The organism is Streptomyces sp. NPDC059534 (assembly GCF_042743475.1).
GTDB lineage: Bacteria > Actinomycetota > Actinomycetes > Streptomycetales > Streptomycetaceae > Streptomyces.
This window is the reverse complement of record NZ_JBHWAQ010000057.1, coordinates 12,308-28,070: the sequence shown is the minus strand read 5'-3', so window position 1 is coordinate 28,070 and position 15,763 is coordinate 12,308. Positions and strand designations below refer to the sequence as shown.

Sequence of the window (15,763 nt, the reverse complement as noted above, 5' to 3'; positions counted from 1 at the left end):
ATCGGGTACGGCCCCTTCTCGTCGTCTCCGGCCGGGGAGACCGGCTCAGACGCCGACCGCGACCCCGCGGTCGGCGGCCTTCTTCTTCAGGAAGCCGAGGACCTGGTCCGCGGCCTTGCGGGCGGTGGCCATGCAGACACCGACGCCGACACCGTCGTACAGGGCGCCGCAGACGGCGAGACCGGGCTGGGTCGCCACGGAGTCGCGGATGCGCTGCACCCGGTCCAGGTGCCCGACCGTGTACTGCGGCAGGGCGTCGTCCCAGCGGACCACCCGGCTCGCCACCGGCACGCCGGTCACGCCGATGGCCTCGGCGAGCTCGGCCGCCGCCACGGCGACCAGGTCGGCGTCGTCGCGGCGCAGCATGTGGTCCTCGCCGAACCGCCCGAGCGCGCAGCGGACGATCTCCACCTCGCCGGCCAGGTGCGGCCACTTCACCGTGGTGAAGGTGACCTCCTTGACGAGCTTCCCCTCCACCGCGGGCACCCGGTAGGCGGCGTACCCGCGGCCGTGCAGACCACCGCCGGGGAACGCCGAGCGCGGGTAGGCCAGCGTCACCGTCGCGACGCTCGCGTACGGGACCTCGGCGAGCGCCGAGACCGCCGCGGAGGCCCCGGGGACCCCGGCGAGCAGACGGCCCGCGGGGCCGGCCGGCACGGCGACGACGACGGCGTCCGCGTCGAGGTACTCCGGGTCGCCCGCCGTGCCCAGGGTGAGCCGCCAGCCGTCGGCGGTCCGCGCGAGCTCCCGGACGGAGGCCCCGGTCCGCAGCGAGGCGTCCGGCGCCGCGGTCAGCACCTCCTGGACGAGGGTGGGGGGCAGCGAACCGAAGCCGCCCTCCAGGGTGGCGACGCTCACCGGCGGCGGCTTCTCGCCCTCCGCCAGCTGCGGCGTCAGCGAGCCCGCCGCGTCCGCGAGGGACACGTGGTTGCGGGCCGCCATGGCCAGCGGGGACAGCGTCGCCTCGAACGACAGGTCCTCGGCACGGCCGGAGAACACCCCGGCGAGGAACGGGTCGACGAGGCGGTCCACGACCTCCTGGCCGAGGCGCCCGCCGACGAACGACGCGACCGAGACGTCCCCTTCCCGGTCGAACGAGGGCAGCGCCAGGTCCTGGCGCGCCCGGTCGAGACCGGCGGCGGACAGCACGCCGGACCGGGCCAGATCGTCCATGTCGCAGGGCACGCCCATGAACTGACGGTCCGGCTGGTGCCGTATCCCGTCCTTGGTGAGGATCGCCGACGCGGTGACGCCCGCCGACATGATCCGGTCGCCGAGGCCGGCGTCCTTGATCAGTCCGGTGGTCTTGCGGCGGTTGGCGTAGAGCGACTCGGCGCCCTCGTCGACCGCGACGCCCTCCACCTCGGAGACGGACAGCTTGCCGCCGATGCGTGACGATCCCTCCAGGAGCGTCACCCGGACCGGCTCGTTGCGCAGATAGAACGCCGCCGCCAGTCCTGCGATACCACCCCCGACGATGACCACATGGGGCTTTCCGCTCGCCTGATCCCGTTCGCTCCCGGCCATTCCACCAGCTCCTTGATGAATGCTTTCGTACGGTGTCGTAGGGCCCGTCCCGGCGCCGAGGGGTCGGCGCCGGGACAGGCTTCGGAAGTCTGACCGGGCGTCCCGGAACCCCGGTCGAGTGCGGCTGGACCGGGGAGGTCAGGCCGCCGCGGTGCCGAACCAGCGGGTGAGGGCCTCGGCGAGGTCGTCGACGCTGCCGGGTGAGGTCCAGGCGACGTAGCCGTCGGGGCGGACCAGGACCGCGTCGAGCGCCGGCTCCGGCGCGGCGGCCCAGCTGCCGGTGACGACGTCGACCCGGCCGGCCAGCCCCTCGGCGGCCGGCACGGGCGCCCCGTCCGTGGTGACGAGCAGGCCGCGCCCGGTGCGCAGCAGGTCGGCGACGCGGGTGCGCGTCCCGTCGGGCAGGTCGATCTCCCGGCCCGGCGGCATCCGCAGGCCGAGCAGCGGGTGGTCGCCCTTGCCCAGGTCGTAGCGGACGCCGAGGTTGCTCAGCATCCCGGCCAGGTGCTCGGCGGCGCCCGGGTGGGAGGCCAGGTCGGTCATGAGCGAGCGCACCGGGTCCATGTCCTCGCCGGTGAGCCGCAGTTCGATCGCCGCCCGGGCGTTGCGCGCCAACTGCTCCCCGATCGGGTGGCGTTCGGCGTGGTAGGTGTCGAGCAGGCCCTCGGGCGCCCATCCCGCGACCGTCGCGGCCAGCTTCCAGCCGAGGTTGACCGCGTCCTGCACGCCCACGCTGAGCCCCTGCGCCATGGCCGGGGGCTGGATGTGCGCGGAGTCGCCCGCCAGGAACACCCGGCCGCGCCGGTACGCGGCGGCGGCCCGCGAGGCGTCGGTGAAGCAGCTGATCCAGCGGCACTCGCCGTGGTGGAGGGACTCGCCGGTGAGCCGCTGCCAGGCGTCGGCGAGATCGGTGAACGTGAGGGAGTCGCGGTCGCGCGGCGCCGTCCCGGCCTCGTGGACGACGACGCGGGTGACGCCGTTCTCCAGGTCCATGGCCATGATCATGCTGCCGCCCGGCAGGTTCTCGCCGATGCGCCGCTTGCGGGTCTCGATGCCGGTGACGTCGGCGGTGAGGAAGCCGCGCCCGCCGGGGGTGCCGGGGAATTCGATGCCGGCCAGCTTGCGGACGGAGCTGCGCCCGCCGTCGCAGCCGACGAGGTAGCGGGCGGTCGCCTCGGCGGCGCCCTCGGGGCCCGCGAGGGCCACCGTGATGCCGTCGGGGGTCTCGTCGAAGCCGGTCACCTCGTAGCCGCGCAGGATCGGCACGCCGAGCCCGGTCACCCACTCCTCCAGCATCCGCTCGGTGCGGAACTGGGATATCCCCCGGTGCCCGTAGTGGTCCTCGGCCAGCGCGGAGAGGTCGATCGGCACTCCGCCGAAGTGGCTGTCGGCGGGCTCGGTCGCGCCGAGCCGGCCGAGCAGTCCCCGCTGGTCGAAGGATTCGGCGGTGCGCTTGGTGAAGCTCGCGCCGCGCGACTCGCGCGCCGGGGCGAGCAGGCGCTCGTAGACGACGACGTCCACGCCGCCGAGGCGGAGTTCGCCCGCCAGCATCAGCCCGACGGGGCCGGCGCCGACGACGATGACATCCCGGGCTGCATCCCTGGGCATACGTACGCTCCTTAGGTCGAGAGGGCCGGTCAGCGGCCGGCGGGCTGGGGGACGCGGGCGGCGGCGAACCAGCGCCCGAGAGCCTCGGCGAGGCCCTCGGCGCCGCCGGGGGAGGTCCAGGCGACATAGCCGTCGGGGCGGACGAGGACCGCGTCGGGCGCGGGGGCGGTGTCCGGCTCGGCGGCCCAGGTGCCGGTGACGACGTCGACGCGGTCGGTCAGGCCCTCCGCGAGCGCCGCCGCCTCCGTGCCGTCGCCCGTGACGACGAGCAGGCCGCGGCCGGTGCGCAGGAGGTCGCCGACGGTGGCCCGGGTGCCGTCCGCCAGGGCGAGCGCGTGGTGCGGCGGCATGCGCAGGCCGAGCAGCGGGTGGTCGCCGCCGCCGAACGCGTAACGGATGCCGAGGCCGCTCACGATGCCGGCGACCTGCTCCGCCGCGTCCTTGTGGGCGAGCAGTTCGCCCATGACCTCGCGGATCGGGTCCATGGCGTCGTCGCCCAGGTAGACCTTCTGCGCGGCCCGCGCGTTGCGGATCAACTCCGCGCCGACCGGGTGGCGTTCGGCGTGATAGGTGTCGAGCAGCCCCTCGGGCGCGTCACCCCTGACCGTCGCCGCCAGCTTCCAGCCCAGGTTCGCGGCGTCCTGGAGCCCGGCGCTGAGCCCCCACGCGGCCAGCGGCGGGATCTCGTGCGCGGCGTCGCCCGCCAGCAGCACCCGGCCGCGCCGGAACTCCTCCGCGAGCGCGGCGGAGTTGCCGGTGGCCCACAGCCACTGCGGCTCCGCGTCGTCGATGGACTCGCCGGTCAGCCGCTTCCAGGCGGCGGCGACCTCGGCGAACGTCAGGGCGCCCGGGGTCGGTCGGGCGGGCAGCGACGGGTCGTGGACGACGATGCGGAGGCGGCCGGGACCCACCGGGGTGCACACCACCATGCAGCCGCCGGGCAGCCGTTCGCCGATGGGCCGGGGCCGCAGGGCGACGCCGGTGATCTCGGCGGTGTACATGCCGCGGGTCGCCTCCCAGCCGGGGGCCGCGATGCCGGCGAGGGCGCGGACGGTGCTGCCCGCGCCGTCACAGCCGACCACATAGGCGGCGGTCTCCTCGCCGGGGCCCTCGGGGCCGTCGTACGCGACCACGACGCCCTCGGCGGTCTCGCGCAGCCCGGTCACCTCACGGCCGCGGAGCACCGGGACGCCGAGGTCGGCCAGCCAGCCGGCCAGCGCGTCCTCGGTCCTGGCCTGGGACAGTCCGAGGACACCACTGTGGTCCTCGTCGAGCATGCCGAGGTCGAACCGGACGCCGCCGAAGTGCCCCATCGGGCCCCAGCGGAACTCGCCGAGCCGGGAGAGCACCCCGCGCTGTCCCAGGGTCTCCGCGGCCCGCCGGTTGAAGCCCAGCGCGCGGGATTCCCCGCTCGGCGCGGGCAGCTTGTCGTAGACGACGACGTCCGCACCGCCGAGCCGGAGTTCTCCGGCAAGGAACAGGCCGACCGGCCCGGCACCCACCACGATGACGTCAGTAGTTTTCATCATTAAGACCCTCTGCGCTGTGGCAATGGTTGGCCAGGGTGAAGCTACTCAGCGCCGTGTTCAACTGCAATGAAAGGAATGCGGGCGCGCAGGTGGGGCGTTCAACCGCGGATTAAGCGTGCTTGAACGCCGCTATTGAACGCTTGAACGCCGAACCCGAATGGCAATGTCGGAGGTGCTCCCGGCTTTTGCCTCTTACTAACGTCAATGCATGAGCAATTCGGCGCGCCTCACGTGGAACGCCCCTCATGAAAGGAAATGACGTGCCGGACGGGAAGATCGCGCTCATCACGGGCGCCAACAAGGGCATCGGGTTCGCCGTCGCGCGGCAGCTCGGCGAGCAGGGCGTCACCGTCCTCGTCGGCGCCCGAGACGAGGTCCGCGGCAAGGAGGCCGCGGACGCGCTCGTCGCCGACGGCGTCACGGCGGTGTCGCTGCGCCTCGACGTGACGGACCCGGCCTCCGTGGCCGCGGCCGCCGCCGAGATCGAGCGGCGGTACGGCCGCCTGGACATCCTGGTGAACAACGCGGGTGTCGCGGGCGGCTTCCACGGCACGGCCGACGAGGCGACCGCGGACGACCTGCGGGAGGTCTACGAGACCAACGTCTTCGGCGTGGTCACGGTGACCCGCGCCCTGCTGCCGCTGCTGCGCCGCTCCCCGGCCGGCCGGGTCGTCAACCTGTCCAGCCACGTGGGGTCGCTGACCCTGAACTCGGATCCGGGCTCGCCGCTCGCGGGCCTCGACATGATCGCCTACCAGTCCTCGAAGACCGCGCTGAACGCGCTGACGGTCGCGTACGCGAAGGCGCTGCGCGGGACGTCGATCAAGGTCAACGCCGCCCTCCCCGGAGTGGTGGCGACGGACATCAACCAGCATCGCGGTCACCGCACACCCGCCGAGGGCGCGGGGATCGCCGTCCGGCTCGCCCTGCTCGACGAGGCCGGCCCGTCGGGCGCCTGCCTGGCGGACGACGGAACCGTGCCGTGGTAGCGCGGTACGGCTCCGACCGAGAGTCACCCACAGAGAAAGAGGAATGGCTGTGCTCCAGATAACGATCGGCGACCTCCAGACCATCATGCGTCAGTGCGCGGGCGAGGCCGAGGACGCGCTGCCGCTCGACCAGGCTCCCGACAGCCCCTTCGACGAGCTCGGGTACGACTCCCTCGCGCTCCTGGAGACGTACAGCCGGATCGAGCGGGACTTCGGCATCGAGCTCAACGAGGACGAGATCGGCCTCATCAACACCGCCGGGGAGCTGGTCGAGTTCGTGAACTCGCTGCTCCAGCTGAAGGTCATGTCGGCGGCCTGATCCCGCGGGGGATCGCGGCCGCTCGCGGCCACCACATCGGAACGTCACACCGGGCGGGGACCCGGCGGGCGACACACACGGAGGAAGACAGTGGCGGTTGAAGGAACGATCCTGGTGCTCGGCGGTACCGGCCGGCAGGGCGGGGCGGTGGCCCGCGAACTGCTGCGCCGCGGCCGCACCGTGCACGCCCTGGTCCGCGACCCGGCCAAGGCGGAGGCGCGGGCCCTGGAAGAGGCGGGCGCGGTCCTCGTCCGCGGCGACCTGGACGACCCGGCGTCCCTGCTCGCGGCGATGAGGGACGTCGAGGGGGTCTTCAGCGTCCAGACGTTCCGCGGCCCCGGCGGATGCGAGGCGGAGGTGCGCCAGGGCAGGGCGGTGGCCGACGCGGCGGTCGAGGCCGGCGTGCGGCACTTCGTCTACAGCTCGGTCGGCGGCGCGGACCGGGACACCCGGGTCCCGCACTTCGAGAGCAAGCTGGAGGTCGAGGAGTACCTGAGGACGCTCGACCTGCCCACGACGGTGCTGCGGCCGGTCATGTTCCACGACATCCTCCTCGACATCGCCCCGCGCCCGGTGGCCGGCGAGCTCGTCCTGTCCATGTGGCTGGACCCGGAGACGTCCGTGCAGCTCATCGCGACCAGCGACATCGGGGTGTTCGCCGCGGAGGCGTTCGTGAACCCGGAGGCGTGGATCGGCCGGGTGGTCGAGATCGCCGGCGAAGACCTGACCGGACCGCAGATGGCCGCGGCGTTCGAGGCCGCCTCCGGAGTCCCGACCCGCTACCAGCAGCTGCCCATCGAGCCGCTGCGCGCCAACCGCGAGGACCTGGCGAACATGTTCGACTGGTTCGAGCGCGACGGCTACCACGCCGACCTGCCCGAACTCCGCCGGATCAGGCCGAACCTGGTCTCCCTGGAGGCATGGCTGAGCGAGAACTGGACCGCCCCCCTGGTGGAGGCGCGACGCTGACGACATGGCTCGCGGAGCTCTCAGGAGAAGATCGGATCGCGGGTACGGGTGCGCTTGAGCTCGAAGAACCCGTCGGTCCCGGCCACCGCGAGGACGCCGTCCCAGAGCGTGACCGCGGCCTCGCCGCGCGGGGTCGGCGTCACGACGGGGCCGAAGAACGCCACGTCCCCCACTGCGACGACGGGAGTGCCGACATCGGTGCCGACGCGGCCGATGCCGTCCTGGTGCGAGGCACGCACCGCGGCGTCGTACGCGTCGGACCCGGCCGCTTCGGCGAGGGCCGGGTCGAGGCCGGCGGCGGCCAGCGCCGCCGCGTAGGTGGCCCGCTCCTTGGGCGCCTTCCCGAGGTGGAACCGGGTGCCGAGCTCGGTGTACAGCCGGCCGAGGACCTCGGGGCCGTACTCCTTCTCGGCGGCGGCCAGGACCCGGACCGGCTCCATGCGCAGGGCCAGGTCCCGGTGCCAGCGCTCGGGCAGGTCGGGACGCCCCTCGTTGAGGACCGTCAGGCTCATGATGTGCCAGCGGACGTCGAGGGGCCGGTGCCGCGCGACCTCGTGGATCCAGCGCGAGGTCATCCACGCCCAGGGGCAGGTCGGGTCGAACCAGAAGTCGACCGGGGTCGGGGTGGTGTGCGGCAACGTCGGCTCCTCGATGTGTCCGTGCTCGTGTCCGTCGGCTCGATCAGTAGTTGCCGAGGCCGCCGCAGACGTTCATCGCCTGCGCGGTGACGGGGGCCGCCGTGTCGGAGACGAGGTACGCGACGAGGCCGGCCACCTCCTCGGCGGTGGAGTAGCGGCCCAGCGGGATCTTCGACTCGAAGCGCTCCAGGATCTCCGCCTCGGAGGTCTCGAAGTGCGCGGCGTAGCCCTGGCGGACGCGCTGCGCCATCGGGGTCTCCACGTAGCCGGGGCAGACGGCGTTGACCGTGACACCGGTCTTCGCGAGTTCGAGCCCGAGCGCCTTGGTGAAACCGATGACACCGTGCTTGGACGCCGAGTAGGGGGCGCCCAGCACCACACCCTGCTTGCCGCCCGTGGAGGCGATGTTGATGATGCGACCCCAGCCGCGCTCGACCGGGCTGCCCTTCTTGAGGACCGCGCGGGTCATCAGGAAGACGCTGTTCAGGTTCGTGTCGATGACGTCGTACCAGAGCTCGTCCGCTATGTCCGCGGTCGCGCCGCCGCCGCTGCGGCCGGCGTTGTTGACCAGAATGTCGATCCGCCCGTAGCGCTCGACGACCTCGTCGACGAGGCGGTCGACGTCGGCCGGCTTGCGGACGTCGGCGGCCAGGCCGTCGGCGGCGTGGCCGGCGGCGCGGAGCTTGGCGACCGTCTCCTGGACGTTCTCGGGGTTCCGCGCGCAGAGGAAGACCCTGTGCCCCTGGCTCGCGAGGTTCTCGGCGATGGCGAGGCCGATGCCGCTCGTCCCGCCGGTGATCAGCGCTACCTGCTGTCCGTTGTCGGCCATTCCGCCTGCTCCTTCTCGGGGTGTATGTGGGGCCGTGACAATCTGACAAGCAGGGCCGGAATCCCGGTCGAGGGGCGGTGGAGGTCCCTTCCGTTCAACCGCCCAGATTCTCCGGTTGAACGTTCAAGTCAACAATTCCAAAAGTGTCTGGTTGCGGGTCCGAGAAGCACCGACCTATCGTCGGGAAATCCACGAAAAAGGTGCTCCGGAAGGAAAGTCATGTCCGAAAAGACCGAGGTCCGCGACCAGTCCGACGCGTATGCCCTGCTCAACCTGATTCAGGGTGCCGTCATTACCCAGGCCCTTTCCGTCGCGGCCAAGCTCGGTGTCGCGGACGTCCTCGCCGACGGGCCGCTGTCCGCCGGCGACATCGCCCAGCGCGTCGGCTCCGACGCCAAGGCGACCCACCGCGTCCTGCGCGCGCTCGCCGGCCACGGCGTCTTCGCCGTCGCCGAGGACGGCCGCTACGAGAACACCCCGCTGTCGGACAAGCTCCGCGAGGACGCCCCGGACTCGATGCGCGGCTTCGCCGTCCTGATGAGCCACCCGCTGCTGCACGAGGAGTGGGGCCACCTCTCCGCCACCGTCGAGACCGGCGAGCCCAACCTGCCGAAGCTGCGCGGCATGGGCGCGCTCGACTTCTTCCACGCCACCCCCGAGTACGCGAACGTCTTCTTCCAGGCGTTCGGCGGCCTCTCCCTCTCGGAGACCGGCCCGATCCTGGACGCCTACGACTTCTCCCAGTTCTCCACCGTCGTCGACGTCATCGCCGGCCGCGGCAACCTCCTCGCGGGCATCCTCCAGCAGGCGCCGGACGTCAAGGGCGTGCTGTACGACTCCGAGGTCGCCACCGTCGACTCGCAGTCGCTCTTCGAGGAGGCCGGCGTCGCCGACCGCTTCACCATCGAGCACGGCGGCTACCTCGACAAGCTGCCCACCGGCGCCGACGCCTACGTCTTCAAGCACATCATCCACGACTTCTCCGAGGAGGACGCCGTGACCGCCCTGCGCAACGCGCGCGAGGCGATCGCCCCCGGCGGCAAGCTGCTCGTCATCGAGTACGTGCTCCCCGAGAAGAACGAGAACCACCTCGGCCACACCATCGACCTCTGGCTGATGCTGATGCTCGGCGCCCAGGACCGCACGCTCGCCGAGTACACCGAGCTGTTCGCGAAGGCCGGCTTCCAGGTCACCCGCGCGGTCCCCACCAGCGCGCCGATCTCCATCATCGAGGCGATCGCGGTCTGATTCCGCGCACCGCCGGTCCCCCCATCGCAGAGGTCGAGGCTCAGGACAGGAAAAAATGGAAACCGATGTCATTGTGATCGGCGCGGGTCCGGCCGGGCTGACGCTCGCGGCCGAACTCCGCCTCGGCGGCGCCGACGTCGTCGTCTTCGAGCAGCGGGGGGAGCGGAGCTGGGAGTCGCGCGGCATCGGCTTCACCGCACGCGCCACCGAGATGTTCCACCAGCGCGGGATCCTCGAACGCCTGGAGAACATCGAGGTCACCCGGCAGGGCCACTTCGGCGGCCTCCCCATCGACTACGGGGTGCTCGAAGGCTCGCACTTCGGCGTGCGGGGCGCGCCCCAGTACAAGATCGAGGAGATGCTCGAGAACCGGGCCCTCGAACTCGGCGTGGACCTGCGCCGCGGCTACGAGTTCACCGGCTTCACCGAGGACGGGGACGGCGTCACCGTCACCGTCCGGGGACCGGAGGGCTTCGAGGAGCACTCCGCCCGCTACCTGGTGGGCTGCGACGGCGGACGGAGCACCGTCCGGCGCCAGGCGGGCTTCGAGTTCGCCGGCTCCGACGCCACCCGCGAGATGTACCTCGCCGACGTCCGAGGCTGCGACATCAAGCCCCGCATGATCGGCGAACTGCGCCCCAACGGCATGGTCATGGCCGCGCCGCTCGAAGAGGGCTACACCCGCATCATCGTCTGCGAGAACGGCGCACGGCCCGACCGCGGCCGCGACGTGACCTTCCCCCAGGTCGCGGACGCCTGGCAGCGGCTGACCGGCGACTCCATCCACCACGGCGAGACCCGCTGGGTGAGCGCCTTCACCGACGCCACCCGCCAGGCCACCGAGTACCGGCGCGGCCGGGTGCTGCTGGCCGGCGACGCCGCCCACATCCACCTGCCCGCCGGCGGACAGGGACTGAGCGTCGGCGTACAGGACGCCTTCAACCTCGGCTGGAAGCTGGCGGCGACCGTCCGGGGCACCGCCCCCGAGGGCCTGCTCGACACCTACCACGCCGAACGCCACCCGGTGGGGGCCCGGCTCCTGCGCAACACCCTCGCCCAGGGGACGCTGAACCTCACGGGCAAGTCGGTCGAGCCGATGCGGGCCGTCATGGGGGAGCTCATCGCGCTCCGGCCGGTGGCCCGGCACCTGTCCGGCATGGTCAGCGGCTTCGACATCCGCTACCCGAGCGGCGCCGAGGACGGCGCCGGGCACCCGCTGCTCGGCACCCGCCTCGCCGACCGCGAGCTGGAACTCGCCGACGGCGGGCAGGACCGGACCGCCCGGCTGCTGCACCCCGCCCGCGGCGTCCTCATCACCTCCGACGCCACCGGCGAGGCGGCCGCGGCCGCCGCCGGCTGGTCGGACCGCGTCGACGTGGTCCGGGTGAAGAGCTTCCCCGCAGGACCCGAGGAGGGCGGCGCCCCGACCGAGTCGGTGCTCGTCCGCCCCGACGGCTACATCGCCTGGACCGCACCGGACGGAGGCGGTCTCGAGGCCGCGCTGCGCCGCTGGTTCGGCGACGCCCGCTAGAGGCCCCCGTTTACCGAGAGGAGAAGAAACGTGACCGAGAACGCGGTACGTGAAACGGAACACGAGATCACCGTCTCCGCCCCCGCCGAACTGGTGTACGCACTGATCGCGGACGTCGCCAGGTGGCCGGAGACCTTCCCCCCGACCGTGCACGCCGAGGTCGTCGAGAGGGACGGCGACGACGAGCTGATCCGGCTCTGGGCGACCGCCAACGGCACCGCCAAGACCTGGACGTCCCGGCGCGTGCACGACCCGGCGAACAAGAGCGTGACGTTCCGCCAGGAGCGCTCGCAGCACCCCGTCGGCGGCATGGGCGGCGCCTGGATCGTGGAGCCCGTCTCCGCGGACTCCTGCCGGGTGCGCCTGCTGCACGACTTCCACGCGGCGACCGACGACCCGGCCGACCTCGACTGGATCAGCCAGGCCGTCGACCGCAACAGCGCGTCGGAGCTCCAGGCCCTGAAGGAGAGCGCCGAGGCCGGCGGCCCCGACGACCTCCTCGTCTTCGACGACACCGTCACCGTCGAGGGCAGCGGCAAGGACGTCTACGAGTTCCTCAACGACGCCCAGTTCTGGCGCGAGCGGCTCCCGCACGTCGCCCGGGTCTCCCTCGACGAGGACGAGCCCGGACTCCAGATCCTGGAGATGGACACCCGCACCAAGGACGGCTCCACCCACACGACCAAGTCCGTCCGCGTCTGCAAGGCCGCGACGACCATCGTGTACAAGCAGATCGTCCTGCCCGCGCTGATGACCCTGCACACCGGCCGCTGGCTCATCGAGGACCGGCCCGGCGGCGGAGTCAGCGTGACCTCCCGCCACACCGTCCGGATCAACACCGCCAACATCGCCGACGTCCTCGGCGAGGGCGTCACCGTCCAGACCGCGCGGGAGTACGTCCAGACCGCGCTGAGCGGCAACAGCCTCGCCACCCTGCGCCTCGCCAAGGCGCACGCCGAGGGTGTCGGCGGCGGGCGCACGGCACAGTGAAACCGTCCCGGGCGGACGCGCGGGTCGTCGTCGTCGGCGCGGGCCCCGTCGGGCTCCTGCTGGCCTGCGAACTGAGGCGGGCCCGGGTCGAGGTGGTCGTCGTCGAGCGGCTGGCGGGCCCGATGACCGAGTCCCGGGCCAGCCAGCTCAGCACGCGCACCGCCGAACTCCTCCACGAGCGCGGCTTCGACGCCCTGCTCGCCGGGGCCGCGCACGAACCGCGCACCCACTTCGGCGGGCTCGGGTTCGCCCTCACCCCGGTCGACAGCGCGTACGGGGGCAACTGGAAGGTGCCCCAGTACCGCACCGAGGCCGCCCTCGGCGAGCGCGCGGCGGAGCTCGGCGCGACCGTGCTCCGCGCGCACGAACTCACCGCGCTCACCGAGGAGACCGACCACGTCCACTGCACGGTCAGGGGCCCCGACGGGCCCCTGACCCTCACCGCCGCGTACGTGGTCGGCTGCGACGGCTCCCACAGCACGGTCCGCGGGCTCGCCGGCATCCCCGTCACGGCCACACCGGCGACCAAGGAACTCCTCCGGGCCGACGTCACGGGCCTGACCGTCCGCGACCGCCGGTTCGAACGGCTCCCCGGCGGCTTCGCGGTGGCGGCGACCCGCGACGGGGTCACCCGGATCATGGTCCACGCCTTCGGCTCGCAGCCCGCCGCACGCTCCGGACCGCCCTCCTTCGACGAGGTCGTCCACGCCTGGCGGCGGGTGACCGGAGAGGACATCTCCGACGGCACCCCCGTCTGGCTCGACGCCTTCGACAACGCCAAGGGCCAGGCCGACTCCTACCGCAGGGGCCGGATCCTGCTCGCCGGCGACGCCGCCCACTGGCACCCGCCCGTCGGCGGCCAGGCACTCAACACCGGGCTCCAGGACGCCGTCGACCTGGGCCCCCGGCTCGCCGCGGCCGTCCTCGACCGCAGCGCGCCCCGGACCCTCGACCCCTACCACGACACCCGGCACCCCGTCGGCGCACGGGTGCTCCGGCACGTCGCGGCCCAGGAGCAGCTGATGCTCGACGGCCCCTGGATCGAGCCGCTGCGCACGGTGCTCTCCGAACTGATCGGCCTCGACCGGGTCCGCGCCCACCTGACCGCGAGGGCGAGCAACCTCGACCACCGGATCTGAAGAACACACGGGAAGTACGGATACGCATGGAAGGCAGGGAAAGACAGTGACAGCGCAGGACTTTGACACTGACGTGATCATCGTGGGAGCGGGCCCCACCGGTCTCATGCTCGCGGGCGAGCTGCGCCTGGCGGGTGTCGACGCCGTCGTACTGGAGCGGCTCACCGAACCGATGCGCCAGTCGCGCGCACTCGGCTTCTCGGCCCGCACCATGGAGGAGTTCGACCAGCGCGGCCTCCTCGGCGCGTTCGGCGACATGGGCGTCATCCCGTTCGGCCACTTCGGCGGCATGCCGCTCGACTACACCGTCATACCCGGCGGCAACTTCGGCGTCCGCGGCGTGCCGCAGGCCCTCACCGAGGCCATCATCAACAAGTGGTCGGCCGGCCTCGGCGCGGACATCCGCCGCGGCTGGGAGACCACCGGCGTGACCGAGGGCGCCGACGGCGTCGAGGTGACCGCCGACACCCCGGACGGCCCGCGCACCCTGCGTGCCCGTTACGCGGTCGGCGCCGACGGCGGACGCAGCGCCGTCCGCAAGCTCGCCGGCATCGACTTCCCGGGCCACGAGGCCACCCTCGAGATGCTGATGGCCGACGTCACCGACGTCCAGGTCCGGCTGCGCCCCACCGGCGAGCTCGGCGACGCGGGCATGGTCGTCGTCCTCCCCGTCGGCCCCAACACCACGCGCGTCGTCGTCTTCGAGCGCGGCGCGGGCGTCCGCCCGACCACCGAGCCGCCGACCTTCGAGCAGGTGGCCGACGCCTTCAAGCGCGTCACCGGCGACGACATCAGCTCCGGCAACCCGGTGTGGCTGAGCTACTTCACCGACTCCAGCCGCCAGGCCGCCCAGTACCGCAAGGGCCGGGTCTTCCTCGCCGGCGACGCGGCGCACACCCACATGCCGATCGGCGCGCAGGGCATCAGCGCGGGCCTCGGCGACGCCGTCAACCTCGGCTGGAAGCTCGCCGCCGAGATCAAGGGCACCGCCCCGGAGGGCCTGCTCGACACGTACCACACCGAGCGGCACACCGTCGCGGCCCGCATCCTGGCCAACACGCTCACCCAGCGCAGCCTGTACCTCGGCGGCCCCGAGATGGACCCGATGCGGGCCGTCTTCGCCGAACTCCTCGCCTACGACGACGTCCGCAAGCACCTCGTCGGCATGGTCACCGGCCTCGACATCACCTACGACGCCGGCGCCGGCGAGCACCCGCTGCTCGGCCGCCGCCTGCCGGACTTCGCCCTCATCGGCCCGGACGGCGGGACGACCGCGTACACGGCCCTGCACGGCGGGCGCGCCGTCCTGTTCGACCTGAGCGGCGACGCCGCCGTGACCGCCGCGGCCGCGCCGTGGGGCGACCGGGTCGACACCGTCACCGCCGCCGCCCGCCCGGAGGGCGCGCTCGCGGACGTCGACGCGGTCCTGGTCCGCCCCGACGGCTACACCGCCTGGATCGCCACCGACGGGGCCGCCGGCCTCACCGACGCCCTGGGCCGCTGGTTCGGCGCCCCCGGCGACGACCTCTAGGACGTCCCGGCGCCCCGCCGCCGCGGGGCGTCCACCCTTTTACCCAAGGAGCAACCATGCCGATCATCAGCCCCGAGGCCGGGCACCTGACCGTCCTCAACCTCTTCAAGACCGACTCCCGCGCGCGCGTGGACACGCTCGTCACGGAGATGAAGAAGATCGTCGACGTCGCGGCCTACCCCGGCTGGATCTCCAGCACCGTGCACCGCGGCGAGCAGAACCCGGGCACCCTCAACTTCATCCAGTGGCGCGGCATGGACGACCTGGAGTCGCGCTACAACGACAGCGAGTTCAAGCACCACACCGTCCCGGTCTTCCGCGAGATCACCACCTACGTCCGCCTCATGCAGAACGAGGTGGAGTTCAGCCAGCGCCACCCCGAGCTCGGCGACGCCACCGAGGTCTCGCCCGAGCGCGACGACTACACGGTCGTCGAGATCCTCGGCGTGAAGCCCACCCAGCAGGGCGCCCTGGTCAACGCCCTGGGCGCGGCCCACGAGTGGCTCGTGGACGTCCCCGGCTACCGCTCGCAGAGCGTCCTGCGCGGCATCCGCTCCCGCAACCTGGACGGCGGCGAGGGCACCCTGGCGACCGTCGGCACCGACAACGACTTCGTCATCGCCTACTCCCAGTGGGCCGGCAAGGAGGCGTACGACGCCTACCGCAACCAGGCGGAGGCCGACTGGTCCGCCGCCCGGAGCGCCTTCCAGAGCAAGCAGTACTCCCTGATCACCAGCATCGACTGGAACAGCTACCGCGCCGTCCACACCCGCTCCGCCGAGCAGCCCGTGGCGGTCTGACCGCCCGCACCACACCACGTGGGGGGCCCGGCGGGGGGGGGGGGGGCCCCGACGTTTTCCCCCGAGAGACGGTGATTGGCGGAGTCTTAGGAGTTGGCCTCCAGGGGGAGCGGCAA

14 protein-coding genes are annotated in these 15,763 nt (G+C 72.6%); 9 read left to right on the top strand and 5 right to left on the bottom strand.

Features of this window, described 5'->3' with window-relative positions; translation table 11 throughout:
• Window positions 1-45: 45 nt before the first annotated feature.
• The 3 genes from hemG to ACFVZH_RS36805 form a co-directional block, all read right to left on the bottom strand.
• Window positions 46-1,527, bottom strand: coding sequence for a protoporphyrinogen oxidase (gene hemG / locus ACFVZH_RS36815; protein ID WP_384904465.1), 1,482 nt, complete (start codon window positions 1,525-1,527; stop codon window positions 46-48).
• 138 nt (window positions 1,528-1,665) lie between these two features.
• Entirely contained in the window at window positions 1,666-3,135 is a 1,470-nt protein-coding gene (locus ACFVZH_RS36810) for an FAD-dependent monooxygenase (protein WP_384904463.1), read from the bottom strand.
• Between the two features lie 29 nt (window positions 3,136-3,164).
• Complete coding sequence (locus ACFVZH_RS36805) at window positions 3,165-4,661, bottom strand: FAD-dependent monooxygenase (RefSeq protein ID WP_384904461.1); 1,497 nt, start codon at window positions 4,659-4,661, stop codon at window positions 3,165-3,167.
• A 263-nt stretch (window positions 4,662-4,924) separates the two neighbouring features.
• Between ACFVZH_RS36805 and ACFVZH_RS36800 the strand changes: the two genes are divergently transcribed.
• The 3 genes from ACFVZH_RS36800 to ACFVZH_RS36790 all read left to right on the top strand — a co-directional run bounded on the left by ACFVZH_RS36800 (window position 4,925) and on the right by ACFVZH_RS36790 (window position 6,941).
• Entirely contained in the window at window positions 4,925-5,653 is a 729-nt protein-coding gene (locus tag ACFVZH_RS36800) for an SDR family oxidoreductase (RefSeq protein WP_384904459.1), read from the top strand.
• A 49-nt stretch (window positions 5,654-5,702) separates the two neighbouring features.
• A complete protein-coding gene (locus ACFVZH_RS36795; RefSeq protein ID WP_017237251.1) occupies window positions 5,703-5,972 on the top strand; it encodes an acyl carrier protein in 270 nt (89 codons plus the stop codon).
• 90 nt (window positions 5,973-6,062) lie between these two features.
• Entirely contained in the window at window positions 6,063-6,941 is an 879-nt protein-coding gene (locus ACFVZH_RS36790; RefSeq protein WP_384904458.1) for an NmrA/HSCARG family protein, read from the top strand.
• Between the two features lie 20 nt (window positions 6,942-6,961).
• Here ACFVZH_RS36790 and ACFVZH_RS36785 read toward each other — a convergent pair whose 3' ends face one another.
• Together ACFVZH_RS36785 and fabG are read right to left on the bottom strand one after the other, a co-directional pair.
• On the bottom strand, window positions 6,962-7,579 hold the full coding sequence (locus ACFVZH_RS36785) for a DsbA family protein (RefSeq protein WP_384904456.1): 618 nt from the start codon (window positions 7,577-7,579) through the stop codon (window positions 6,962-6,964).
• Between the two features lie 43 nt (window positions 7,580-7,622).
• Window positions 7,623-8,408, bottom strand: a complete 786-nt coding sequence (gene fabG / locus ACFVZH_RS36780; RefSeq protein WP_384904455.1) for a 3-oxoacyl-ACP reductase FabG — start codon at window positions 8,406-8,408, stop codon at window positions 7,623-7,625.
• Between the two features lie 219 nt (window positions 8,409-8,627).
• On the opposite strand from fabG, the gene ACFVZH_RS36775 reads away from it, so the two are divergent.
• From ACFVZH_RS36775 to ACFVZH_RS36750, 6 genes are all read left to right on the top strand, one after another.
• Window positions 8,628-9,656, top strand: a complete 1,029-nt coding sequence (locus tag ACFVZH_RS36775) for a methyltransferase (RefSeq protein ID WP_384904453.1) — start codon at window positions 8,628-8,630, stop codon at window positions 9,654-9,656.
• A gap of 55 nt (window positions 9,657-9,711) precedes the next feature.
• Entirely contained in the window at window positions 9,712-11,187 is a 1,476-nt protein-coding gene (locus ACFVZH_RS36770) for an FAD-dependent monooxygenase (protein ID WP_384904451.1), read from the top strand.
• Window positions 11,188-11,217: 30 nt separating this feature from the next.
• Entirely contained in the window at window positions 11,218-12,177 is a 960-nt protein-coding gene (locus ACFVZH_RS36765; protein WP_384904449.1) for an aromatase/cyclase, read from the top strand.
• Window positions 12,174-13,316 carry an FAD-dependent monooxygenase gene (locus ACFVZH_RS36760; protein WP_384904447.1) on the top strand — a complete coding sequence of 381 codons (1,143 nt, stop codon included), beginning with the start codon at window positions 12,174-12,176 and terminating at the stop codon, window positions 13,314-13,316. The genes ACFVZH_RS36765 and ACFVZH_RS36760 overlap by 4 nt, the downstream gene beginning before the upstream one ends.
• 73 nt (window positions 13,317-13,389) lie before the next feature.
• A complete protein-coding gene (locus ACFVZH_RS36755; RefSeq protein ID WP_384904445.1) occupies window positions 13,390-14,847 on the top strand; it encodes an FAD-dependent monooxygenase in 1,458 nt (485 codons plus the stop codon).
• A gap of 56 nt (window positions 14,848-14,903) precedes the next feature.
• Window positions 14,904-15,647, top strand: coding sequence for an antibiotic biosynthesis monooxygenase family protein (locus tag ACFVZH_RS36750; RefSeq protein WP_384904443.1), 744 nt, complete (start codon window positions 14,904-14,906; stop codon window positions 15,645-15,647).
• Window positions 15,648-15,763: the final 116 nt, after the last annotated feature.